The organism is Prevotella sp. HJM029 (assembly GCF_000599605.1).
GTDB lineage: Bacteria > Bacteroidota > Bacteroidia > Bacteroidales > Bacteroidaceae > Prevotella.
The window spans coordinates 1-25,416 of sequence record NZ_AZHT01000006.1; the positions used below are offsets into that span (position 1 = coordinate 1).

Sequence of the window (25,416 nt, forward strand, 5' to 3'; positions counted from 1 at the left end):
TAACCTATGCCATCGGCATTGTACTCTCTTTTTATCCATTGCCAGCATGCCAATCGGTGGGGGATGTTTGTGCGGAGAGGGTATCGGCATATCCAATTGGATGGGATATTTGAAAAGAAGGGTTGCCCGCGTTTCCAATCGGATGGAATGGTCGGACGAAGTGTTTGCCAATATATCCAAACGGATGGAATGTTTTGGCGCGGCATTTGCCGAATGATTCCATCCATAAAAACGACTTGGACTTACCCTCGTCCGCGATAACCACTGCTCGTTATCGCGAAAAATGGTCTCGCTCACGATAACCACCTCTTGTTATCGCGAAAAATGGTCTCGCCCGCGATAACCACATCTTGTTATCGCGAAAAATGCCCTCGCTCGCGATAACCACTGCTCGTTATCGTGAAAATTGCCCTCGCCCGCGATAACCACCACTCGTTATCACGAAAAATGGCCTCGCCGACGATAATATTCAAAATAGGGCTGTGGGCGTGGCCTCTGCCGGCAATGTTATAAGGAGGGAAGATGTCGGCGTAGTCTTTTCTGCCGATATTAAAAGGTGGGAGGGGGTGGACGTAGTCTTTTCTGCCGATATTAAAAGGTGGGGGGAGGTGGGGGTAGCCTTTTCCGCCAATGTTATAAGGAGGGGAATTGCCGTGAGTATCTTTTCTGCCGATATTAAAAGGTGGGAGGATGTGGGCGTAGCTTTTTCCGATGATGTTACGAGGTGGGAAACTTCCGTGAGTATCTTTCCCGACAATGTTACAAGGTGGGAGGCTGTGGTCGTGGCCTTTTCCGATGATGTTACGAGGAGGGAGGTTGTGGTGGGTGGTTTTGCCGATGATGCGCCTGCAAAATGTGTAGTCAGAAGTGGAGCTTTTAGTGGTGTGGTGGTGGGTTATTGTGGCGGCGGGGTTGCGTTTGGCGATATAATAGCCGATGGCAGCTGGTGGCAGTTGCAAAGATAGGAGGCGTTCTCGACTTTGGGATGGGGTGTTTTTGAGGATTCGCTTGCTCATGGGATTTGAAACGTATGTTTTTATTGCTTTTTCTTTGTCAGTTGCGCATTTGGCTTGGTAGGTGGGCGCGTTGGTGTTGTGTGGTTTTTGGAGATTGCTGTTCCATTGTGCTGACGTGGTGTGTTGGCTGAGGGTTAATGTTTGGTTGGGTGAAGCATAATGTTTATCTTTGCAGGCGCGTTTAGGTTGCATAGTATTGGTTGGTGCTGCAGGGCGCGATAGATGAGATGAAGGCGACAATTGCGTTTATAAGGGATAGGTTTGAGCGATTTAACGCACAGATGTTTGGTGGTGAGCTACCTTGGTTGCCCATTGGGCTTAGTCGTGCGAGGACTTTTGTGGGTATGTGCTCGTTTAAACGTCGTCGGTTTTTGGGTGGGGGAGTGGAGCATTATGATTTCAAACTGCGGATTAGTGAGCGTTTTGATTTGAGTGAAAGTGAGCTCGAAGACACGATTATTCATGAGATGATACATTATTATATTGGTGTTCATCAATGGCGTGACACGAGTGCGCATGGGCGGCTGTTTCGGCGGCTGATGGCTGATATTAATGAGCGGTTTGGTCGGGAGGTTTCGGTTTCTCATCGTTCGACGAAGGGTCAGCGTGAACAGCTGGTTGATGGTAGTGCGCGCTATCGTGTTGTTGCCGTTGTGCGATTTCGGGATGGTCGTGTGGGGATAAAAGTGTTGCCGCGGCAATCTCAGCGCATACTTTATTATTATTGTCAGGTTGGTGGGCATAGGGATGTTGCGCATGTTGCATTGTATATGACGCATGATGCTTTTTTTAATCGTTTTCCCAATTCCTCTTCGCTCAAGGTGCATTTTGTGAGTGAGGAAGAGCTGAGATTGCCTTTGAAAGGGGCTAAGGTGATAGGTGTGGAAGGAAATATGTTGAGTATGTAGCATTTTTATTTGCATGATAAGATACCTGCCAAAGAATTTTTACTGCTTATAAAATGAAAATGGAATAGAATAGATTGTGTGTTGCTGATTTTTTTATATCTTTGTGCAGATTTGGAGTAATCCGAATCGATATTTTTTGTATGCAAAATCATATAAAAAGGTTGGAAAGGGTGAGCATTGTTTTGATATTTTCCTTATATTTGCAGCACAAACGGTTTATTAACAGCAAAAGATGGTGATTAAATGGCGTTTTTTAAGCAAAGTCTTAGTGTTGCTCATGGTAATTAGTTCCTGCAGCATGCCGCATGAGGAGGTGAGTGTAGTGGACAACAATGCTATGGTCTGCGATTTGAAATTGCGGGTTGGGATAGATGGTTTTCAGCATCGCGCTTCACGTGCTATCGTGCCTATTGCGCAATTGTGCAGGCATATTGATATTGGCATTTATAATCGGCAGGGTACGTTGATACGCGTATGTCATCAACAAGCCGATGAAAAAGATTTTGGGAAGTTGAGCTTTCGCTTGAAGAAGGGAGAATATAGTCTTCGTGTTGTTGGGCATAATGGGCGTGAAGCCGTTGATTTAGATGATTTCAATCGCATTGCTTTCCATGGTGTCATGACCGATTCCTATCTCTATGCGGGTGAGATTTCTTTGCAAGGTTCCTCTGTTGTGCAGGTTCGTTTGGTGCGTTGTGTGGCTTGCGTACAGTTTGTAGTCAAAGATAAAGTTCCGGCTTCTGTCACACAATTTCGTTTCACCTACTCGGGTGGTTCCACAAGTTATGATTTAATGAAGCAAAGTGGCTCTCGAAGTTCAACTTTGGTGGCGTTGTTTGATGTTGCCGATTCTGCGCGTCGTGATAGCTCGGTATATACTTTTTATGCGATACCTCTCAAGCGCCAACGCACACTTGACGTGCTTGTCGAGGCGCTAAACCATAAGGGAATGGTTGTGAAGAAACTCTATCGTCCAGCGGTTTCAATTCAACCCAATGTCATTACGCGATTTAGTGGATGCTTTTTTGCAACAGCTTTTTAATTTTTTTGTTGCGTTTTTGGGGGACTAAAAGACAATTATGACCCTCTTTCGTTAAAATATAGGGGTAATTATCAATATTTAACACAAAAAAGCTGACTGAACATTAAAAAGATGTTACTTTTACACCGCAAGCCTTAAGCTATCCTAATGACTTTGTTTATGGCAATGTTTGTTAGAACCTTTATACTTTGAGGATTTGCCCTTTGATACGCTACATTTATATTAAAAATACACGCGATGAAAATTATGAGATGTAATCTTTTGTTGGGCGCCCTGCTATGTTGTTCATTAGTAGGTCATGCGCAGTCTAAAACCACGTTGAGTGCCGAGGTTTATGGTTATCGGCGCGATATGGTTTATTTTGATTGTGTGCAGTCTCCTTTTATCAATGCCGAGTTTCATACGAATCCTGGCGAGACGCATGTCTATTCTTTTGATACGTCGAATTTGCAATGTATGCTAATTAATGGGCAGACCAACGTGTTGCTTCTGCCTGGCGATAGTGTGCATGTGGTGGTGAAATATGATGAGAAGCGTATCTCTGATGTTACTTTTAGTGGCATGGAAAAAGCAGTAGAGGCGAATCGGCTGTTATATCGTATAGCCAATCTTCGTCGTGAAATGCGTTATAAGAGCCAATTGTTAGCTTGTGCGGTGGTTGATATTAAACCAGCACAACGCATTGCCGATTCTCGACAATTGTTAGCAAAGGTGCAGGATATGGTAAAGCACGATGCGAAAAAGCTCTATCCAATGGCAGTAGATTACATTCTGGCAGAGACTGAAGCGGCCGTCTATACCTCATTTATGGAATATCCACAAATGTATGCCGACATGCGCAAACTGCCTATTGCTGAGCAAGGTATAGGTGACTATTGGAAATTGATGGATGGCGTAAAATTGCGCAAGAGTGAAGGGGCATTGCGCTGCCCAGAGTATGTTAGCTTCCTCATGCGTTATTGTTTTTATGAAAATGAGAAAAAGGCTACTCGACAGGGAAAGACTTATGCCACTCCACAACAGTTAGAAACCATGTTCCAGGCCTTGGAAACCTTTTATCAAGGGGCTCAACGCGATGCCACGTTGTACCAACTTTTGGTTAATTTTATCCGTAATGGTAAGGAAATAGAGCGTGTTAAACCGCTCCTTCAGACGTATAAGACGAAGTATAATACGGATAAAACCAATCTTGAGATATTAGAAAAGTTGTTGCAATGATTCTCCCTCTCTTGTGCTGAATATACCTTCTCCAGCAGCTATTTTATATTTATTCGAATCCCCTAAACATCCTTCTTATCTATGGAAAAGCGGAATATTAGTTCACCTTCCCATTGGGCATGGCTCACTTTGCTTTGCCTATTGTTCCTGTGTTCTTCAAAGCTTTATGCCCAACGGCAGTTTGATGATTCTTGGAAAAATGCCCCCATTACCTTGCGCATTAGTAACGAACCTTTAAATATAGTTTTAGAAAAGGTTGTCAAACAGGCAGGGGCGACTTTAGAGTTTCAAGATGTTGCGCTCGTAGGCATTACCAATCCTACCTCTTTGAATGTTAAAGATATGCCTTTAGACAAAGTCTTGGGGCGGTTGATTGGTGATCAAAATGTCTTGATTCGTTACGAAAGTGGGCTTCATGTGGTCATATCGCCTTACCAAAAAGCGACACAATCTAAAAATTTATTGACTGTTGAAGGAAGTGTTACCGATGCCAAAACAGGAGAGCCACTCGTAGGTGCGACAATTGTTGTGACAGATGGCACCAAAGATGGTGGCGTGAATGGTAGCATTACCGATGTCAATGGTAAATTTTCATTGCAGGTTCCAGCAAAATCCTCTATCAAAGTTTCTTATATGGGCTATGAAACTCTTTCTCTTCAAATCACTCGTAAGAGTGTGGATTTAAAGATTAAGTTGAAAGAGGATGGCCAAATGATTGGTGAAGTAGTTGTCACAGGTTTGAGCAAACGCAGTAAATCCAGCTTCACAGGTAATTATGTTTCTGTCAAAGGTGATGAGCTTCGCAAACTCAATCCTAATAATATTCTTAAGAGTCTGCAATTCTATGACCCCAGTTTTAAAGTCTTAGAGAGCAATACGCGCGGTTCTGATCCCAATGCTCAACCAGAGTTTCTGATACGTGGTGACCAGAATTTGGGTACGACAGCCTCTTTAAATAGCATGGATTTGCTCCTTGACAATGTGTCAAGTCGCCCTAATACACCCTTGTTTGTTCTCGATGGTTTCATTGTTTCTATGAGTCGTGTGTTGCAGCTCGACCCAGAGTTGATAGAGAATGTTACCATTTTAAAAGATGCTGCAGCCACAGCCATTTATGGTTCTCGTGCATCTAATGGTGTTGTTGTGATTGAAACAAAGGTAGCTCCAGATGGAGTGCTATCTGTAAATTATAATGGTGGTGTGACAGTGCAAGCTCCCGACCTCACTGATTATAAGCTCATGAATGCCCAAGAGAAATTGCAAATGGAATGGGATGCAGGTGTTTATGACCCCACATCGGCACAAAGCATGAATGTATATAATCGGTTGTTGCGTAATGTGCTGGCTGGTGTTGACACTTATTGGCTGAGTAAACCTTTGCGTACAGCCATTGCCCATCGCCATACCCTCACTGCTGCGGGTGGTACAGAGGCCTTCCGTTATAGCTTAAGTGTGAATGGAACGTCCACTCCAGGTGTGATGAAAGGGTCAAGTCAAGACTTAAAGAGTTTGAATTTTAGTATGACTTATCGTAAAGAAGAGCTTTCTGTTGGGGCAAATATCAATTTAGCTGGAACCACAGGACATAATTCTCCTTATGGTTCGTTTGCTGAATATACGCGTGTTAACCCCTATTATCGTCCAACAAACGACTATGGTGAGTATCTTCGGCAATTGGATAACCATACGGGTTCAGGGAGTGTACCTATCAGTAATCCATTGTATAATGCCCATGTTGGAATTAAAGATTTCAGCACCAATACCAATATCTCGGCTAATCTGAATTTGGAATATCGTTTATGGAAGAGCCTGCGTATGACAGGAAGTTTTTCTTATCTTCGTGGTATGGCACGTACTGAACGCTTCTTACCAGCCGATCATACCTCATTTCTCACCGAGTTAGATAAAACATTGCGGGGTAGTTATGCCAAAAACACAGGTGAGATGGAATCATGGTCAAGTAATATAGGTTTCAATTGGAATGGTACATTTCAGAAACATTTACTGAGTGTCTTCGGTAACTGGACAGTTACCGAAGATAAGAGTAACTATATCAACCTCTTTGCAAAGGGCTATCCCGATTCACATATGGATGATTTCCTGTTTGGGAACAAGCTTACAACGACACCAAGTGGTTCTGAAGCGATTTCAAGAACGATGGGTTTCATTACCCAATTGTCTTATAGTTATGATAATAAATATTCGGTTGACGTGAATGTGAGTAGTGAAATCACTTCACGTTATGCCGACCATCATCTCACACCTTTCTGGAGTATTGGTGCACGGTGGAATGCTTATCGTGAGAAATGGTTAGCTGGACGCGTTTCTAATCTTGTCTTTCGTGCAACGTATGGCATCACAGGTTCTCAAAATTCCAGTCAGGCTGATGCTATTGAGTATTATACTTTTAGCAGCACTATGCGCCCTTATACCTCGTTTGCAACTTTAGGAGCGGTGTTGTCGCGCTTGAATAATCCCGAAATTAAGTGGACAAAAACCGACAATATGAGCCTTGGTGTCGACCTCGGTGTATGGAAGAATCGCATTAATCTGTCGTTTAATTATTATAATAATATTAGTCGCCAGCTGCTCACGAATTATGATTTAGCACCTTCTACAGGCTTTGAATCGCTGTATATCAATGCAGGTGAGTTGCAAAATAAAGGATTTGATGCGACACTTAGTATCATTGCACTGCAAAATCTGCGCAAGCAGTTCTATTGGACTGTGGCTGTTGGTATGAATCATAACCGCAATAAGATTCGTAAGATATCTGAGTATTTGAGAAAGATGAATGAAGAACAACTCAAATCGAAGTCTGCTCCTTTGCCCATTTATCAAGAAGGCAAATCTACAACCACCTATTATGCTGTTCGTTCTTTAGGCATTGATCCCATGACAGGCAAAGAAGTCTATCTTACAAAGAATGGTGAGAAAACCTTTGTTTGGGATCCAGCCGATAAGGTTCCGGTGGGCGAAACAACGCCAAAAGTTAGTGGTACGATAAGTTCCTCAGTCAATTGGCACGACTTCTCATGCACCTTAGGTTTTATGTATAAATGGGGTGGTATCGTGTATAATCAGACTTTAGTTGATAAAATAGAGAATAGTAATATAGCTTATAATTTAGATCGACGTGCAGCTTTTAATCGTTGGCACAAGCCAGGCGATGTAGCTAAATACAAAAAGATTGATTTAAATGGTTCAGAGACGCCTGCTTCTGATCGGTTTATTATGAAAGATAATGAGCTTCGTTTGGCCAGTATCAATCTTGGTTATCGTTTTAAACAGACACAATATAAATTATTACGTCGTTTAAGTATTGATGTTCTTTCACTCAATTTCACAACGAACGATTTATTAAGGTTCTCAACAGTGAAGATGGAGCGTGGACTATCCTATCCATTCTCTCGTTCCTACACGCTTTCTTTTTCAATCATTTTTAAATAAGCCAGTATTATGAAAAGATTTATCCTACATCATTCTTTATGTTCTGCGCGCCAGATGCTTGTTGGTTTGTTGAGTCTCTTCTTATTTTGTGCCTGTTCAGATTGGTTTGATGTTGCCCCAAAGACCGATTTAACAGCTGAGAAACTCTACTCAACAGAGTCTGGATTTGAGAGTGCACTAACAGGAATTTATCTACTTATGGTTAGTCCTGATGCTTATGGTGGGAATATGTCATTTGGTCTTCTCGATCAATTGGCACAAGAATATGATTATCTTCCCGATGGTGCCGTTGATAAGTTGGCCATTTATAATTATGCAACGACCACATCAGGAGGATTTCAAACGAAACAAAAATTGGCGAAGTCGTGGATTAAACTCTATAATGTGATTGCCAATTGCAATAATTTTTTGAAATGGCTCGATACGAAGGGAACTGAAGTTATTCGCAATGAACAGACGCGAGATGCCTATCGTGGCGAAGCACTTGCTATTCGAGCCTATTGTCATTTCGACTTGTTACGTGCCTGGGGACCATGGAATTATGGTACGGATGCTGCTGCACCAGAAATAAAATGCATACCTTATCGCACCATAACGAATAAAGAAAAATTGCCTTTATTGCCTGCAAAGGAAGTTGCAGCTCGCATTTTACAGGATTTAACTACAGCAAAAAGCTTATTGTCATTCGAGAAAACGTTGCGTCTTGATGAGAGTGAAAGGCGTTTTCGTCTTAATTATCATGCCGTAAATGCTTTGATGGCGCGTGTGTATTGCTATCTCAATGACGCCCCAAAGGCCATTGCTTGTGCACAAGATGTGATAGAACATTGTGGATTAACTTTGAGTTCGAGCAATCAGGACGACCCTATTCTCTATACAGAATGTATTGCTGCACTGAATATGTATCACATGTCGGATAACACTTCGAGCTCTTGGGCGGATGGAGATAAGTTTACAACACAGTATTGTATGCGGCAGGAACATTTCAATACCTATTTCGAAGTGTCTGGCACGCGGCGTGAAGACATGCGTACGAAGAGTGCAGCTTTCTATGAACATAGTGCAACGAAGACCCTCCTCTCTCGCAAATATAATACCAATCCACATGAAGCGGTACCTTTGATCAGGCTTCCAGAAATGTATTATATCCTTTGTGAAATGAGTAGCAATATGCAACAGTCAGCCCAATATCTGAATTTCGTGCGTAATAAGCGTGGCTATTCTAAATCGCTTAATGTACAGTTTACGAATGATGCAGGACGTTTAGAAGCGCTTAATAAAGAGTTTCGCAAAGAGTTTTATGCAGAAGGACAATATTGGTTCTTTCTCAAACGGCATGGTATCACGCAACTTCCCTATGCAACAGATGTAGTATTGTCGAAAGAACGATTTGTGTTCCCCTTACCCGATGCCGAAAAAGAGTATGGTTGGACAGAAATATCTAACCAATGATATCAAAATAATCGTGTATCCATCTGTTCAAAATAAAAAGCATTATGATGAAAATTCAATATCAATTGCTCGCCGTAGCTTCTCTTTGTAGTTTGTTATTACAATCTTGTCGTGAAGAAGCGGTGTCAGTTTATGCACCTGAGAGTGATGGTGTTTATTTTAATTATTTAAATGAAGAGGAGTTGGCAGCGACAGTAAATTTTGGAGATTCGATTTTAACGCAACCCAAAGAAATAGCTGTCCCATTACAATTAAAAGTAATGGGCTACGCCTCTGAGCATCCGCGAAAGGTTGTTTTGAAGGCACGGCCTTTGCAAGGAAGAGGAACTATTAAAGTGGTTCTTCCAGAAGTTGTCTTTCAACCCAAGGAAATTACAAAAACGGTAAAGGTAAAAGTGCAACGGCCAGCTTTGCGTGATTCAACTTTTGGAGTTGAAGTTTATATCGATAGTGAAGATGCTGCAGCACAGATTGGTATGGGTGTGTCTGGTTATCAGGCTTTTAAAGTTTATGTGAAAGAAGCTTATACCAAACCCGATAAGTGGGATATGATGGCATTAACCTATCTTGGTCCATGGTCGGCAGACAAGCAAATCATGGTTGTGAAGCTTTCTGGGCGTAATGATTTCTATGCATCTTATGATTATTACCAGTTTGTACGTTGGAATTTAGCTGCAGTAGATAGTGTGAGGACGTTGCAACAGACAGCCCCAGAGAAAGCTGCTACCATTGATATTCCCTTTACAACCGATAACACTTATCCTAAACCTTGGTATTGGACCACACGTCACGACCATTATTTAGGGGTTTATAAGAGTGATGCATTTGTGAATTTATGTAATGCTTTGGAGGTGACAACAGCCAATGAAGCAAAACGACTTGTGGGAGATGAAACGGCTATGCAGCAGTTAAATGTTCAGGCAGTTCACCAAATGATGCTGAAATATAACACCTATTATTTGGATGGGTGGCGCCAAGGGGCATCTTATAAGGATAATTTCTATGTGCCAATGTTGCCTCATATAGAATATGATGTTGTCGAACCCCAGGCATGGGCTGATGAACAGGGTGGAAAAGCGTTAGTAGAACAATACTATGGTAGCTACTCTCCTGAGAAATATCGTTTTATGATTCAAGTGTGGATGGAGCATCAAGGTGCCAACTTTGTACTCAACCAACTATTCCCTATCATGAATGAATGGGGTAGTGTGTCGTGGGATGCGTCTATAGGTGGTGAAGCAGCTATGAAACAATGTAATCAGCTCTTCCGTAATGCTGCGGCTCATGGCAGTTATCCATTTAGTTTTCCTGTTGTACCTTAATGGCCTCGACAGCAGTATGTTAATCATATAGAAATGAAGTTGATGACCATTGGACGAGTAAAAGCTATTATTTTGGTGTCCAAAAGCAATGCTATTAAGTTGAAATTTGTGCCATTTTAGACTATAATATGATAGCTATAACTTTGTTCAGAAATAAACTTCATGGTGTACATTCTTTAAAAAATGGTTTTATGAACTTACGAACATTATTAGTATTGACTGGTGTTATTGCTTTATCTTCGTGTTATGAGGATAAAGGAAACTATAGCTATCATTTCGATAGCATGAATAAAATTGACACATTGATGTTTACACCTGCAGCCGTAGAGGCACTGACGGGCAAGCTAATTGAGTTTACCCAGCCTTTGACGGCAGCTGAGACGCATAAAAAAATAGAGGTGCAGGTGGGGCAATCTTTACAGAGTGGCCTTGAAAATTTGGACTTTACTTGGATTGCAAGTCACAAGAAAAATGGTAAAACAATTAATGATACACTTACTACGCGTGGCTATTTTGATGTCAATTTGCCTTTAGGACGTGATACAACTTTTGCCGTTTTGCTGCGTGTCTACGATCGAACAACAAAGCTTTCACGTTATGCTAATTTCCATGTTGCTACACGGCCTATTTATAAAAATAGTTTATTCTTCTTGCATGGGCAGCCTGGCGATGTGCATTTGGGTAATGTTGAAGTGGTTGGTGCTACTACAAAAGTGCGTAGTGATGCTTATAAAGTAGTATATCCTACTGCAACAAATCCTTTTGCACAGACCTATAAACTCATGTTCCAATATGGTTTAGTTTCTGAACGGCGCGATTTCGTGAAACGTTATAATTTGATAGCTTTCCAACCCGATGGCAATGTGAAGGTTTATGACCCTTTTGGTTTGAAAGCGCGCTTTACAAATTATCGGAATTTTGTGTTGCCTTATAGCAGTCATGGTGTATTTTTGCCATCCGTAGTCGGTATGGTAGGAGATCCCTCAAATCAGTCTGATTTTTATTATCTGCTCGGACGTGATGGACGATTTGTGACGGCTCGTGCCATCCCTTCGTTCAAATTCCCTGCTGCAACTTCGTCGGTTCCAACCTATCGTGTGACAGCTGCTACCATCACAGCTTCCGATTTTTTGTTTTGGGATGAGCAAAATAATCGTTTCTTGCATGTGAATAAAGAGGATAGCTATGGCATTTGGGCCGAACAACAAGCTTATGATGCAGAGTTAAATAATCCAGTTTTAGATGCGCATGTTGATTTCTCGGGACTTCCGGCAGGACTTTCTCCTGTAGGGAAAAAGGGTCTTTATGGCTTCATTCAAAATCGAGAGAATTATGATAAGGCACAACCTTATTTTATTTTTAGCGATGTGGCGGGAACGAATTATTATCTTTATGAACTTACCTCTACAGCAACCGATGATGGCGGAGGAGGTGGTGGAAGTAGCACCGAGCCTGCTTACACTATTAAAGGCAAGCTGTTACCAAACTTTACGCCTTCTGTTACTTCAACCATCTGTTATAATACGTGGTTTAGCACCAATTATGTGTTCTATGCCGATGGCGCAGAAGTGGTGCGTTATAATGTGAACAATGGTGACAAAACTGTACTTTATGCTGCTCCAGCAGGCTATACCATTTCGTGCATGAAGTTCTGTTCAGATGATAAATTCCTCTATTCAGGTGATTTAGGTCGTTATCTTGTGATAGGAATGAATCGGGGGGCAGAGGGGGCTGTAGCACAGCTCAAGTTGAATACCGCATCAGATGTGGATGAAACGTTTGCTGAATGTTTCTATGATACCGACGAAGAAGGGCATCACTTAGGAAATATTCTCGATGTGCAGTTTGTGCGTGAATATTCTTATCAATTACCAATTAGATAACAAAATATGAAAAAAGTAATACTTGCAACATGGTTTTTGGCTGCTCCAGCTCTTTTGTGGGCGCAGCAACCCACAACCATTACTGGGACAATAGAAGGAATTCCCTCGGGTAAACTCTATTTAACGGCGCGCGTATCTGAAACTCATCGGGACACACTTGCAGTGGCTCCGTTTTCCCCACAAGGTTTTTCGATGAAACATATCATGGTGAAAGAGCCGCTGTTTGCACAGATTTCTGTGGAAGGTTACCAAGGTGGTTTTTCTTTTATTCTTGAACCAGGAAGCACCTATCAGGCGCGATTGAAGAATGGCAACGATTGGATGATTCGTGGAGGAGTGTTGCAAGAGCGTATGCGTCTATTCGAAACTGAGAACCAGCAGCGATTGAAGCAACTGGCCGCTTTGCAACAAAGGTGTGATAGTTTGCGCAAAAATATGCGTTATGGCACTGCTAGCAAGATGAATGACAGTATTCAACAGTTGCAAAATGCTATAGAAACCTATCGTGAAACTTTTTTAGCAGCGAATGATAACCTACTCTCTGCACAGCTGATATTGCAAGCTGTTGAGCAGCATGATGCCAGTTTGGATGAGAGCCGCCAGCGTTATGAAGGGTTAGGAAATGGGGCAAAGCAGAGCCGAAGTGGTTTGATTTTGCAACAAAGAGTAGCACGTCTAAGCCAAGTGGGTACAGGAAAGCTGGCCCCTGACTTTACTCTTCCTACATCCGATGGGCAGCTTTTCACACTCAGTCAGATGAAAGGGAAAATTAAGATTGTGGATTTCTGGGCTTCATGGTGTTACCCTTGTCGGCTCAACAATCCTATTTTAAAACAGCTTTATAGTCAGTTCCATGCACAAGGATTAGAGATTGTGCATGTTTCGTTGGATGAAAATCGCCAACGTTGGTTAGAGGCTATTGCGAAAGATGGACTAACCTGGACTCAAGTCTCTTCATTAAAGGGGTGGAAAGACGAGGTTGCGCGCCAGTATAGCGTGTCGGCTATCCCAGCAATGTTTATTTTAGATAGTGACAATCATATTCTGGCTTCGGGGTTACGTGGCGATGCATTGCGAAATTTCATCGCACAACAGTTTGAACCTTAGCATGGCAATAGCAAAGAAAATGGTATTGTCGCGGGGTAGAGCATGAAGTGCAATGATATTCTTGAAAGAAATAAAATCAGTATAAACAATGAAAGTAAAATTAGTATTGTTGTTATTGTGTGCAGCAAATAGTGTGTTGGCACAGACGAACCAAACTTTTGTAATACAGGGAACGATGCGTGTTGACTCTTTGCGCAATGCGAATCAGACTGTGAAAAAGGTTTATTTAACCCACGAAGTGAATGGTACTGAGGAAGTTGTTGACTCAGCTTTGGTGACCCACAAAGCATTCTCCTTCCGCGGAACAGCTCCTAAGTATGTAGAGCCTTATCATATTTCGGGCTTTGATAATGGTACGATTCAGGTGTTTCTTGAGCCAGGAACCATCACGATCCTGCCTTTTGATGCGCGCTTCCCTGTGGGTGCCCAAGTGAAGGGCACTGCAGCAAATGATGTGTTCTTGGCTTATCGTGCGCAGAGCGAGGCCAATATCCAGAAAGGACGCGCACGTATGGAGCAAGCTTTAGCGGCACTTCCTGCCGAGAAGCGCAACGATGACAAGGCTTTTTATCCCTATCAGCGGTCGGTTTATTATGCCAACAGCCTGTCTCATCGTGTAGCAGCCATGCAGTTTGTGGCGCAACATTTAAACTCGCCCGTGGCACTTTACATTATTAAATATGACCTTTTTCGCTTTTTTACGCCTAAGGAGTTGGAGCAAACATTCTTGAAAGCTGTTCCACCAGCACTGCAAACGCATCCCATGTATATGGAGTTGGTGAACCAGTTGCGTGCGGCTAATCTGGCCGAAGGGAAACCTGCGCCCGACATTGAAGGGCAAACGCCCGAAGGAAAGACTCTTCGTTTGAGTGACCTGCGCGGCAAATATGTGCTCGTTGACTTCTGGGCTTCGTGGTGTGCACCCTGCCGTCGTGAATTTCCCGTGGTGAAACAAGCTTTGCAAGAAGCCGAAGGTTCGGTGCCTTTCGAAGTGCTGAGCTATTCGATTGACAGCAAAAAGTCCGAATGGACAGCCTGCATTGTGAAGAACGGATTAGCACAACCGCGCTGGCACCATATTTCCACGCTAAAAGGATGGGGTTCATCGGCTGCACAACTCTATCATGTTGAGGCCGTTCCACGCACGGTTTTGATTGACCCACAGGGTAATATCATGGCTTTTGATCTGCGAGGCGAGCAGCTCATCAATACTATCCGCAAACTTAAAAGTGGTGCCCTAAAGCCGCAAACAACCTCAGCCGAAGCAGGAGATGATTTCATGTTTGCCGTAAAAGATGACGAGCCGCAAATGGCTGATACATTGTATCAACAATACATGGCGCTCAGCGTGGCGAGCGAACGGCAAGTGGCGCGTGCATGTGAAGATTTAAAACGCAGTAAGGGAGCGACATTTTATGCCTCAGCAGCAGGGCGCAATGAAGTGATGCGCTTGCAAGTTATAGGCCATATTAACAGCATGGCCGAGCAATTGCAATTTCTCTTAAACCATAATGGTTGGGCGTTGATGCCGTTGTTGGTACAACGCGACTTTCTGCCTCGCTTCAACAAGGAATATGGGCGATTGTTTGTCAACGCTATGGCACCAGAAATTCAGTCTACACCCTATGCACAGCAACTCGATAATTGTGTCAAGGCGCTTAATTTGATGCAAGGCAACGATGTGCCCGATGTGACATTGACGTTGGCAGATGGTAGTCAAAAGCAGCTGAGCCAGTATCGTGGGCAGTATGTGTTGCTCACGTTCTGGGCCTCGTGGTGTCATGTTTGTCGTGAAGAAATGCCCCGTCTGAAACAGCTTTATGACGCTGCACAGCATGGCAAAGAGAAACTTTCGCTGGTGAGTATCTCTATCGATAAAGAGCTATCGGCATGGCGGCAGGCTCTGAAAACATGGCAAATCGATCTGCCATACTGGGTACAAGCGCATGATGATGCAGCAGCGCCATTGTCGGCAGTTAAACTTTTTGGCGTGAAGGATGTACCGATGCACGTGTTGATAACGCCCGATGGGAAGGTGATTTCGTTGACCTTACAAGGCGAAGAGCTCCAAAAGCGAGTGAAGCAGATTTTGGATGGCGACCTGTATTATGAAAGTGAAACGCCAAAGAAATAGTGCCTATGCAGCAAGCTGGTCGTTCGTGGTAGTAACGAAAGAGGGAATGTCCCCATAGACCAGCTGCTGAGAATTGCTAAATAGTTAGCATTATTTAACATTCTTGAGCAAAGTAATCTATTGAAAGTTTTTATATTTGCAAACATAGAAGTTTTTTTATAGACTTTTGAGAAAATATTATCTAACAAATCAATTTATCAAACCTCTTCTAATATGGCTTCAATAAAGCGTAAGCATTTATTATTGGGTTGTACGCAAGCAAGAGTCTTGTCGTTGGCAGCCGCCGGTTTAGTAGTGTTCGTGCCTTTCGTTGCGCCACAGTCCGTTCGGGCTGCAAGCGTGGCAGCGGTCGTTGCACAGAACAAAGTGATTACAGGTGTGGTAACCGACCCCGATGGTGAGCCGATTATAGGTGCCTCCATCACCGATTTAAATCAGTTGGGCGTGGGAACGGTTACCGATGCAAAGGGTCACTTCAAACTCAATGTCCCAGCAGGAACGACCATTCAGGTGTCGTTCGTGGGATTTACTGCTCAAGTGTTTAAGGTGAAAGAGGGCACGTCGACTTATAACGTGACGTTGCGCGAGGACCAGCAATCGCTCAATGAAGTGGTTGTCGTGGGTTACGGTGTGCAAAAGAAAGCCAACCTGACGGGATCTGTTGCCTCTATCAATGCCGAGGCTTTGGCCAACCGCCCCGTGTCGAGCGTGTCGGCTGCTTTGGCCGGAACGATGCCGGGTGTGACGAGCATTCAGCGTTCGGGTGAGCCTGGCGCGCAAACGGGCAGCATCACCATTCGCGGTCGCAACACCATCAATGCGGCCAGTCCTTTGGTGATTGTCGACGGTGTGCCCGGTTCGATGAACAACATTGATCCACAAGACATCGAGTCGCTTTCGGTGTTGAAAGATGCGGCATCGGCAGCCATCTATGGTGTGCAGGCAGCCAATGGCGTTATTTTGATTACGACGAAGCGAGGTAAGGCGGGACAGAAGACGAGGGTCGATTACACGGGTATGGTTTCGAATGCCAGCCCCACAACCCATTTGAAGTTCTTGGGCTCTGCCGACTATGCCATGCTGTATAACGAGGCGACGCGGAATGAAAATCCCAGAGAGCGCGTGCGTTATAGCGATGAAGATATTCAGAAGTTCCGCGATGGCAGCGACCCCATCGGTCATCCGGACACGGATTGGTATCGCGAGACCTTTAAGCGTTCGGCTTGGGAGACGCAGCATAATCTGTCGTTGAGTGGTGGAACGCAGACCACGACCTATATGGGCTCGGTTGGTTTTGTCAATCAGGCCGGTTTGACGGATGCGCGCAAATATAAGCGTTTCACGGGTCGTCTCAATCTTGATTCGCGCGTGACGAAGTGGCTGTCTATCGGGTTGAGCGCGTCAGCCTATCGTGGCATCACCGACGATGCTTATGAGTCGTCGGCAGCACTCGTTCAATATGTCAATCGCATTGCACCCACCATCCCCATCTATAATGAAGACGGCAGTTTCAATTATAGTGGCTTAGCCAATCCGGTTGCACTGCGCGGAACGGCTACGGGCTTGACGAAAATCTACGATACACAGTTCTTTGGAACGGTTTATGCTGAGGTGCGTCCTTTGGCCGGATTGAGTTTAAAGGCGCTTTATAATCTGCGTCACGATGCACGCGATTATCGCAGGTTTAAGAAGCACTTGGTTTATGGTAATTCCAGCAGCTTGGCAAACTCGGGTGACCGGGAGGGCGAACATAGCTATTATAATTGGAATTGGTACACGACACAGCTCTTGGCCAACTACACCAAGACGTTTGCAAAGTTGCACACGCTGAACGCTTTGTTGGGCTGTGAGCAGGTGAACAATCCCTATAGCTACACCAAAACCAAGCGTAAGGGTGGCGGAAGTGACGAACTACCCTTGTCGCTGAACACGTTGGATGCAAAGAGCCAAACCAATGATGATGGTGGATCAGAGGTGGCACGACGGTCTTATTTCGGTCGTTTGCAGTATGATTTTGCAGACAAATATTTGTTTGAGTTCAATCTGCGCGCCGATGCTTCCTCGCTTTTCCCGAAGGATAATCGTTGGGGTTATTTCCCAGCTGTGTCTGCAGCGTGGCGTTTGTCCGAAGAAGCCTTCCTTAAGCGGCAAGCTTCTTGGTTGAGTAACTTGAAACTTCGTTTGGGTTGGGGAAAAACCGGTAATGAAGAAATCAACGAAACTTATCCAGCTGTGGCTACCTATGCTTTTGGCAAAGCCGTGTTAGGCGATACCGAGACCACCACAACCTATGAGGCGCGCTATGTGAACAACAAATTGCGTTGGGCCACAGTCACCAACTATGAGTTGGGATTGGATGCGTCGTTCTTTGATAACCAGGTTGGTTTTGAGTTGTCACTTTATCAAAAGAACACCAACAACATGTTGTTGAAGCTCCCTATCCTGGGCGTGATTGGCGTGAATCCACCCGCGCAGAATGCCGGAAGTGTACGCAACACTGGCTTCGATTTGAATGTGTTCCACAACTATCGTTTGAGTAAGGATTTGCGCTATGCTGTGAATCTGAACCTGTCGTATGTGCACAACAAGATTACGGATTTGAAGGGAACCGATGGTGAAGACCCTAATAACAAGCTTTATTGGTTTATGGAAGGGCAAGCGATAGGCACGTTCTATGGCTATGTGGCTGATGGATACTTCAACACGCAAGCCGAGCTCACCAATGGCCCGAAACGCACAGGAGCAGAGAAATTGGGTGATATTCGCTACAAAGATTTCGATGGCGACAATAAGATTACTGCAGCCGACCGCAAGCCTATTGGTAAAAACTTCCCAAGTTGGACGGGCGGCCTCAATCTTGCTGTTTACTACAAGGATTTCGATTTCTCCATGTTGTGGCAGGGTGCCTTCAATGTTGATGCCTATTTTACAGGCGAGGCTTCCTATGCTTTCTTCAATAGTGGCAAGGTGTTGAAGCGTCATCTCGACCGGTGGACGCCCACCCACCACGATGCTACCTATCCGCGCATCACACGCAACAGCCAAATCAACTTCGCCACGTCTTCGTTCTGGTTGCAAGATGCTTCGTATGTTCGTCTGAAGAATGTCACGTTGGGTTACACCATTCCTCGTGCTTTCCTCTCGAAGTGGGGCGTGACAGGTGCACATGTGTTCCTTACAGGCGAAAATCTGCTCACCTTTAGTCACCTCGAAGGCTTAGACCCAGAAGCTCCGTCTAATAACCGCGGTGCCTTCTATTCGAATGTGAAGAAGTTTACTTTAGGCTTGAAAGTTTCATTTTAACACGTAATTCTTATGCAGAATATAGCAAAATATATGGGGCTGTTGGTGGCATTTGCGGCACTGACCTCCTGCAATGATTTAGACAAAATTCCGCTCGACCAACTCTCGGATGGCAGCTATTGGAAGTCCAACGAGGATGCCACGAAGGCGGTGAACGATTTGTACACCTGCTATCCCGAGTGGGACGGCAACGGCATTATTGGTTTGGTGGATGAGGCGATCAATTCAGACGACGCCGTGCATGGCATCAAATGGTCGGAAGGCAATTTGGCCAAAGGCATCTATGACCCTCAGGATTTTGATTGGCGCACCAACTATGGCACCATTCGTCAGGCCAATATCATCTTGAAGAAGGTGCCCGGGACAGCTGCAATGACTGATGCCGAGAAGAAAATTGTCATGGCGCAGGCCCGCTTCTTCCGTGCTTATCAGTATTTTCAGCTCATTCGTCAGTTTGGCGATGTGCCCTACACCGACTCGCCCTTAGAGCTCTCCGACCAGGAGAATGTTGTGCGCAATCCCAAGTCCGAGGTCTACAGCCATCTGATGGACGACTTCGATTATGCCGCAGCCAATCTGCCCGCATCATGGAGTGGTGCCGACGATGGTCGTATCACCAAGGGCGGAGCGTTGGCCATGAAGGCGCGAGCTGCACTGAGTCAGAACGATTGGCAACGGGCACGCGATGCCGCAAAGGCTGTGATGGACATGAACATCTACGAACTTTACGATGCGCACAACACGGGTAATTACAAGAAGTTGTTTTGGAGCGAAACCGATGTGAATTGCAAAGAAACCATCTTGAAACGCCAGTTTGTGGCCAATAAGAATGACTGGTATCTCATTGGTTGGGAGGCATTCCCGACGATGGGGTGGGGTGGACTCAATCCCACGCAGAGCTTGGTCGATGCTTTCGAAGATGTCAACGGAGCGCCCATCGCGCAATCCACCGTCTACAATGCAGCCAACCCCTTTGCCAACCGCGACCCACGTTTAGAGGTGGTGGTGCTCCACGATGGCGAAACCATGTATGGAAAGACGCTCAAAGTGGCACCGTTGCCCTCGTGCTATCCCACGGGAATCAGCACCCACGGCGACGCTACGGCCACCGGTTACAACCAACAGAAGTGGCTCGACCCCACGTGTAATCCGCAAACCGACGGCTGGCACATGGGCGGTGATTACAAAATTTTGCGCTATGCCGAGGTGTTGCTCACCTATGCTGAGGCCGAAAACGAGCTCTCGCCCCTGTCGTCATCGGCTTTCGATGCCGTGAACCAAGTGAGGCGGCGCGTAGGCATGCCCGATTTGCAAAACACCAATCCCGCTTTGCCCACCTATTGTGCCACACAGGCCGATTTGCGCGAGCGCATTCATAACGAGTGGCGCGTGGAGTTTGCCCTTGAGGGTGGCCATCGTCAGTGGGACATTCGTCGTTGGGGCATTGCTGCTCAGGTATTGAATGCACCTGTTTATGGGCTGACCTATTTGTTGCGCGCTCCACATGCGGGCGAGACGGCGCAGCCTGGCGACAACAACCGTGTGTGCGACCTCTATTCAAGCGACCCGAACGCCGTGCGCATCAAGGTGCGCGATGGGCACTATGAGCCTCACAATGTGCTCTATCCCATTCCGCAGAAGGAGCGCGACTTGAATAAAAAGCTCACGCAGAACCCGGGCTATCCGCAGTAAAAAGGCTTTTGGCCGCAGTATGATGATGGTTGTCTCTCGCTGCGGCTGATGGGGGCGCACATGGCGGCGCCCCTCCTTTCTTTCTGTAAAAAACGAGGCTGCTGGAACTCCAGCAAGGCTAAAAATTTAAAAAATGGGTCTGCTGGAACTCCAGCAAGGCTGAAAATGAAAAAAATGGGTCTGCTGGAACTCCAGCAAGGCTGAAAATTAAAAAAACAGGGCTGCTGGAACTCCAGCAGGCCTGAAAATGAAAAAAACGGGGTTGCTGGAACTCCAGCAAGGCCAAAAATTTAAAAAATGGGTCTGCTGGAACTCCAGCAAGGCTGAAAAATAAAAAAACAGGTCTGCTGGAACTCCAGCAAGGCTAAAAATGAAAAAAACAGGTCTGCTGGAACTCCAGCAAGGCTAAAAATTTAAAAAACGGGGCTGCTGGAACTCCAGCAAGGCTGAAAATAAAAAAAACAGGGCTGCTGGAACTCCAGCAAGGCTAAAAATGAAAAAAATGGGTCTGCTGGAACTCCAGCAAGCTTGAAAATGAAAAAAATGGGTCGTCGGGAAACTCCGCAAACGCAAAATAGAATGAACAAAAAGCTTACTTCTCTCTCGGCACTTCGCTCGCTGACCACGCTAATCGTTTTCTTGGCCACGGGCTATGCCTATCTCGTGCCTTTGGCCAATGTGCTCCGCTATCACGAGCAACACCATCTGTTTCGCTTCACTGCCGACTATTTTCGGCAAACATTGTCCGAAGAGGGGCTGTTGCGCTATGCTACCAACTTCATTGTGCAGTTTTTCTTCCATCCGTGGTTGGGCGCAATAGTGATGGCCACTTTGCTCACCATCATCTTCGTTGGTGTGGAGGGCATTCTCAAACGCTTGCTCTTTGGGCGTGCGCTGCCGCTGTGCTTGGGGCTCGTGCCGGTGTTGTGGCTACTCTTTTACACCGAAACCACAGCCCACGATTTGTGCTGGGTGGTGCTGAGCGCGATGCTGATTGGGGTGGGCTGGTTGTTGGTGGCGTTGCTCTCGCGATTTACTTCGTGGCTACCCCTGTTCCGTGTTCAAAAACCTTGGTCAACGAAGGCACAAGCCATCAGTCTGCTACTTGCGGGGATGACGGCATTGGGTGTGGGCTATGTGGGCTTCGTGAAGCATTATCCGGCTAAAGAAGGCATCTTGTTGCAAACCGTTTTTCATGCACGACAAGGTGATTGGCCTGCGGTGCTTCGCTACACGCAGCGCTATCTTGACGCGGGCAAAACCAATCCGCTCATCGCCTATTTTCACACCATGGCGCTCTATCATGCAGGGCAGTTGCCGGCGCGACTCTTCGATTATCCGGCTTCGTTGGGGGTGCAAACGCTCTATTTCCCTTGGCGGGGCAATGCGTCCGAAGCCGAGTTTGGCGGCATGCTGTTCGAGCAGTTGGGGTTGCTCAACGAGGCACTCCATTGGGAAACCGAGGCGTTGGTGGTGGATGGGCCAACGGCGCCCCATTTGGTGAACTTGGCTCGTTATAACATTGTGCTGGGCAAGCCGCGGGTGGCGCAGGTGTTTATCGAGCAACTCAAGCACACGTTGTTCTATCGCGGACAGGCAAAGCAGCTTGAACAGCAGCTCAGCGCAGGGCGCGTTCCCCATCTTCGTGATGCTTTGCGGGGTGCAGACCGCGAGGGTGTGCGCTTCACCAATGTGCAGAATTTGGGGCCAGAGTTGCAATATCTTTTGCAGCACGATCCGCACAATCGCATGGCATTCGATTATCTCATGGCACAACTGCTGCTGAGCAATCATGTCAGTTTGTTTGCACAACAATTGCCTCGCATTCGTGCGTTCCATGTGGCTGCGCTGCCGTCTTGCTATGAAGAGGCGCTGCTCATCTATCAAATGGGTGTGGATAAGGCCACGTTTGCGCGGTGCGGCTTTACAGTTTCGCCCGATACGCGCGCCCGTTTCGCCCGCTACATGCAGCTCAACGAGCAGGGCAATCAGCCGTTGTTGCAGCAGGAGTTTGGCCGCACCTATTGGTATTATCTGAATTATCTCAGCCCCTATGGTCATCAAGTGATTGAGGAGTCACAAGAGGCGCATCAAAATGGAATTAAGCAGTTATGAAAAAGCTATTTTCTTTTCTTCTCTTGTTGTCGATGCTGTTGCTCGGCACAAGTTGTGGCTCACGCTATCATCAGCCCGATGCGCACGCCAAACGCAAGTTGTCTATCTATCCCGACTATACCAACGTGACGCTTCCGTGGAATATTGCGCCCACGAATTTTGAAATTTTGCGCAAGGGAGAGGCCTACCAAACCGAGATTGGCATCGTTGGACGTGATGCCGAGATTTTGGTGCAATCGGCTCAACCCACAATAGAAATCGACGAAACTGCTTGGCACCAACTACTGAAAACGGCTGCCGGGCAAGCCATTTTCTTTCGCATCAGCGTGAAGGAGGCTGGCAAATGGGTGGTTTATCCGTCCATAACAAACCGCATTTCGCGTGATGCCATCGATTCTTTTTTGGTGTATCGCCTCATTTATCCGGGCTACGAATTGTGGCATGAAATGGGCATCTATCAGCGTAATCTCACGTCTTTTGAGCAAACACCCATTGTTGAAAACAAAGATTTTAATCGGCAGTGTGTCAACTGCCATTCGTTTAATCATAACGATGCGCAACAGGCCATGTTGCATGTGCGCGGAAAGGATGGCGGAACGTTAATCTATCGTCATGGTCGTGTGGAAAAGGTGGCGTCGAAGGCTGATGCGTTGCCCAATGGCCTGACTTATCCGGCCTGGCATCCTAATGGGAAACTCATCGCGTTCTCGACCAATGAAATTCAGCAATTCTTCCATTCGGCAGGCAAGAAAACCATCGAAGTGGCCGATTTAGCAGCCGACTTAGTGGTCTACGACGTGGAGCATCATCGTGTGCAAACCTTTTCCGCTCTAAGTCTTCCCACGCATGCCGAGACATTTCCTGCATGGGCTCCGAATGGTCGGCAGCTTTATTTCTGTCGAGCGCGCATGCCGCAATCGCGTTTGGCGCTCGACAGCATGCGCTATGACCTCTGCCGTGTGACGTTTGACGCGCAGAAAATGGAGTTTGGAAACGTTGAAACCGTCTATCCTGCGTCCAAATTCCATCGTTCAGCCTCCTTTCCCGTCGTTTCACCCGATGGCAATTTCGTGGTTTTCACCTTGTCTGATTATGGCAACTTCTCCATCTGGCATCCCGAAAGCGATTTGTGGATGTTGAATGTTCGGACGGGAGAATGTCGTGAACTAAAAGCCGTGAACAGCCCCAATGTGGATAGTTGGCACGGGTTTTCCGCTTCAGGGAAATGGATGGTCCTGAGCAGTAAGCGCCTAAATGGCGGATGGGCACAACCATGGTTTACGCATTTCGATAGCAAAACAGGCCAAGCAACCAAGCCGTTTGTGTTGCCCCAAAAGGCTCCTCGCTTCTATGATGGTTTCCTTAAAACGTACAATCGCCCCGAACTCATCACCACTCCTTTAAAGGCCGGCCGGCAATTCCTTCGCGCTATCCCAACCGAAGCAACGCCCCTCACCATCATCCAAACAAAAAAGTAATCCACACTTGATATTTTAAAGTTAAAGAATTTTAATCAATGACTTTTTCTGTTGTGCGTCCTTTGCAGTTTCTAAAAAGATACTTACCTTTGCACTCGCTTAAAAATGCAAGGCATTTAGCGTTGATTGACTCGCTAGCTCAGTTGGTAGAGCACAACACTTTTAATGTTGGGGTCATGGGTTCGAGCCCCATGCGAGTCACAAAAAGGGGTACAGATGATGTATCCTTTTTTTGTTGATTATAATGGAGTCGCAAATAAAGTGGATATGGGCGGGGTAAATATTCTGTGTCAAAAAATAGGGGAAATGGTTCCCGATTGTTCCCTATATTTGGTAGTATCTAAAAAGGTGTGTAAGTTCTCTCTCTCTTTCTTTGTATTTTATTCATTATTCTTTCTTTTGTTCCCAGAATCTCTATTGATACATATTCCTCGCATATGCTGTTTTGGTTTCTTCCATCGCAACACTTGCAAGAAGTAAAAGTACTGACTTATTTGTTGGCATTGATGTTCTCATTTTTATCGTTCTCTTATATTTTCTATTGAGTCTTTCAATCCCATTCGTCGTACATATGCACCTTTGCACTTGTACAGGGAAGTCCATATCTATAGTAAGCGATGTTCCAATCGGCTTTATACATTTTCAATATTGGATACCTCTTTTCCTATTTGGCTATAAAAGTAATAAATTATTCATATCCCAACAAAGATTTCATCTCTTTGTTTTTTAAAAGTCAAGGCCATAGAGTCAACTGACAAGGGTAAAGTTATTATATTTTTCTGTGGAACTCGCATTTCGGCGTTTGAAAATTTAGTTTCTGCCTTGTTTTTTTATTGCATTTCGATTTGGAATATACATAGCGTTTTCGCCATCACCTTATCATGCGACTTCTAATCTATATCGTTTTGATATGTAATATAACGCATATTAGCACATAAAATTATATCTTTTGCCTGATGATATGATATATAATTGCAACATGATCTCATCTAAAATAACTTTTACCCTCGCCCTCAACAATTTTAAATGCTTTGTTGAATCATTACTGGTAAAGCCTCGCCTTCTGAGAATTCTATTGAGAATGCAGACTCGATTGGAACAGCTGTCTCTTTGAGACAAGACATTACCGTTATTCATTTTGCTTATTTGATGTTTTGTTATACCATGCACCATGCAGATTCTCTTCAATATATGAATTATCTTTGAACAGATAGACCAGCGGTTCTACATCAAAAACAAAATCAGAGATAGGCTCTCGCTCTTCCCAAATAATTGGGGAAGAAGCGATGAATTCCT

16 protein-coding genes and 1 tRNA gene are annotated in these 25,416 nt (G+C 45.3%); 14 read left to right on the top strand and 3 right to left on the bottom strand.

The annotated features are described in order from the left end of the window. Both X919_RS16330 and X919_RS16335 read right to left on the bottom strand, forming a co-directional pair. Positions 1-227 (bottom strand): hypothetical protein (locus X919_RS16330; protein WP_216592144.1); only part of this gene is annotated, 227 nt, incomplete at its 3' end. Between the two features lie 126 nt (positions 228-353). Continuing rightward, a complete protein-coding gene (locus X919_RS16335; protein WP_155949625.1) occupies positions 354-1,208 on the bottom strand; it encodes a hypothetical protein in 855 nt (284 codons plus the stop codon). A 35-nt stretch (positions 1,209-1,243) separates the two neighbouring features. Between X919_RS16335 and X919_RS15605 the strand changes: the two genes are divergently transcribed. The 14 genes from X919_RS15605 (at position 1,244) to X919_RS0100810 (ending at position 24,321) form a co-directional block, all read left to right on the top strand. Then, the gene (locus X919_RS15605) at positions 1,244-1,924 is read left to right on the top strand and encodes a SprT-like domain-containing protein (protein WP_155949626.1); all 681 of its coding nucleotides are present in this window, start codon (positions 1,244-1,246) and stop codon (positions 1,922-1,924) included. Between the two features lie 232 nt (positions 1,925-2,156). Further along, positions 2,157-2,966: a hypothetical protein gene (locus X919_RS0100750; protein WP_028898617.1), complete on the top strand. Its 810-nt coding sequence runs from the start codon at positions 2,157-2,159 to the stop codon at positions 2,964-2,966. A 237-nt stretch (positions 2,967-3,203) separates the two neighbouring features. Further along, complete coding sequence (locus X919_RS0100755) at positions 3,204-4,184, top strand: hypothetical protein (RefSeq protein WP_036916574.1); 981 nt, start codon at positions 3,204-3,206, stop codon at positions 4,182-4,184. Positions 4,185-4,265: 81 nt separating this feature from the next. Further along, a complete protein-coding gene (locus tag X919_RS0100760) occupies positions 4,266-7,634 on the top strand; it encodes a SusC/RagA family TonB-linked outer membrane protein (protein WP_028898619.1) in 3,369 nt (1,122 codons plus the stop codon). Positions 7,635-7,643: 9 nt separating this feature from the next. Then, on the top strand, positions 7,644-9,086 hold the full coding sequence (locus X919_RS0100765; protein WP_028898620.1) for a RagB/SusD family nutrient uptake outer membrane protein: 1,443 nt from the start codon (positions 7,644-7,646) through the stop codon (positions 9,084-9,086). A gap of 44 nt (positions 9,087-9,130) precedes the next feature. Then, complete coding sequence (locus X919_RS0100770; protein WP_371212580.1) at positions 9,131-10,408, top strand: DUF4843 domain-containing protein; 1,278 nt, start codon at positions 9,131-9,133, stop codon at positions 10,406-10,408. A gap of 191 nt (positions 10,409-10,599) precedes the next feature. Beyond that, positions 10,600-12,291 (top strand): PKD-like family lipoprotein, encoded by a 1,692-nt coding sequence (locus X919_RS0100775; protein ID WP_028898622.1) that lies wholly within the window; start codon positions 10,600-10,602, stop codon positions 12,289-12,291. A 6-nt stretch (positions 12,292-12,297) separates the two neighbouring features. Further along, positions 12,298-13,398, top strand: a complete 1,101-nt coding sequence (locus X919_RS0100780) for a TlpA disulfide reductase family protein (protein ID WP_051502353.1) — start codon at positions 12,298-12,300, stop codon at positions 13,396-13,398. Positions 13,399-13,486: 88 nt separating this feature from the next. Then, positions 13,487-15,532: a TlpA disulfide reductase family protein gene (locus X919_RS0100785; protein ID WP_028898624.1), complete on the top strand. Its 2,046-nt coding sequence runs from the start codon at positions 13,487-13,489 to the stop codon at positions 15,530-15,532. A 213-nt stretch (positions 15,533-15,745) separates the two neighbouring features. Continuing rightward, entirely contained in the window at positions 15,746-18,835 is a 3,090-nt protein-coding gene (locus X919_RS0100790) for a SusC/RagA family TonB-linked outer membrane protein (RefSeq protein WP_028898625.1), read from the top strand. A gap of 12 nt (positions 18,836-18,847) precedes the next feature. Beyond that, positions 18,848-20,527, top strand: a complete 1,680-nt coding sequence (locus X919_RS0100795; RefSeq protein WP_028898626.1) for a RagB/SusD family nutrient uptake outer membrane protein — start codon at positions 18,848-18,850, stop codon at positions 20,525-20,527. 579 nt (positions 20,528-21,106) lie between these two features. Further along, positions 21,107-22,642, top strand: a complete 1,536-nt coding sequence (locus X919_RS14495) for a DUF6057 family protein (RefSeq protein ID WP_051502354.1) — start codon at positions 21,107-21,109, stop codon at positions 22,640-22,642. Further along, on the top strand, positions 22,639-24,120 hold the full coding sequence (locus X919_RS0100805) for a TolB family protein (protein WP_028898627.1): 1,482 nt from the start codon (positions 22,639-22,641) through the stop codon (positions 24,118-24,120). The genes X919_RS14495 and X919_RS0100805 overlap by 4 nt, the downstream gene beginning before the upstream one ends. A 128-nt stretch (positions 24,121-24,248) precedes the next feature. Next, positions 24,249-24,321, top strand: a tRNA-Lys gene (locus tag X919_RS0100810). Positions 24,322-24,534: 213 nt separating this feature from the next. Here X919_RS0100810 and X919_RS17170 read toward each other — a convergent pair. Continuing rightward, a complete protein-coding gene (locus X919_RS17170; RefSeq protein WP_253270057.1) occupies positions 24,535-24,723 on the bottom strand; it encodes a transposase in 189 nt (62 codons plus the stop codon). Between the last annotated feature and the right edge of the window lie 693 nt (positions 24,724-25,416).

Excerpts from the sequence above, each read along its gene's own strand:
- X919_RS15605 (WP_155949626.1), top strand. The coding sequence starts at position 1,244 with ATGAAGGCGACAATTGCGTTTATAAGGGATAGGTTTGAGCGATTTAAC.
- X919_RS14495 (WP_051502354.1), top strand. The coding sequence starts at position 21,107 with ATGAACAAAAAGCTTACTTCTCTCTCGGCACTTCGCTCGCTGACCACG.
- X919_RS16335 (WP_155949625.1), bottom strand. The coding sequence starts at position 1,208 with ATGCAACCTAAACGCGCCTGCAAAGATAAACATTATGCTTCACCCAAC.
- X919_RS0100765 (WP_028898620.1), top strand. The coding sequence starts at position 7,644 with ATGAAAAGATTTATCCTACATCATTCTTTATGTTCTGCGCGCCAGATG.
- X919_RS0100775 (WP_028898622.1), top strand. The coding sequence starts at position 10,600 with ATGAACTTACGAACATTATTAGTATTGACTGGTGTTATTGCTTTATCT.
- X919_RS0100780 (WP_051502353.1), top strand. The coding sequence starts at position 12,298 with ATGAAAAAAGTAATACTTGCAACATGGTTTTTGGCTGCTCCAGCTCTT.
- X919_RS0100770 (WP_371212580.1), top strand. The coding sequence starts at position 9,131 with ATGATGAAAATTCAATATCAATTGCTCGCCGTAGCTTCTCTTTGTAGT.
- X919_RS0100795 (WP_028898626.1), top strand. The coding sequence starts at position 18,848 with ATGCAGAATATAGCAAAATATATGGGGCTGTTGGTGGCATTTGCGGCA.
- X919_RS0100785 (WP_028898624.1), top strand. The coding sequence starts at position 13,487 with ATGAAAGTAAAATTAGTATTGTTGTTATTGTGTGCAGCAAATAGTGTG.
- X919_RS0100805 (WP_028898627.1), top strand. The coding sequence starts at position 22,639 with ATGAAAAAGCTATTTTCTTTTCTTCTCTTGTTGTCGATGCTGTTGCTC.
- X919_RS0100790 (WP_028898625.1), top strand. The coding sequence starts at position 15,746 with ATGGCTTCAATAAAGCGTAAGCATTTATTATTGGGTTGTACGCAAGCA.
- X919_RS0100750 (WP_028898617.1), top strand. The coding sequence starts at position 2,157 with ATGGTGATTAAATGGCGTTTTTTAAGCAAAGTCTTAGTGTTGCTCATG.
- X919_RS0100760 (WP_028898619.1), top strand. The coding sequence starts at position 4,266 with ATGGAAAAGCGGAATATTAGTTCACCTTCCCATTGGGCATGGCTCACT.
- X919_RS17170 (WP_253270057.1), bottom strand. The coding sequence starts at position 24,723 with ATGGACTTCCCTGTACAAGTGCAAAGGTGCATATGTACGACGAATGGG.
- X919_RS0100755 (WP_036916574.1), top strand. The coding sequence starts at position 3,204 with ATGAAAATTATGAGATGTAATCTTTTGTTGGGCGCCCTGCTATGTTGT.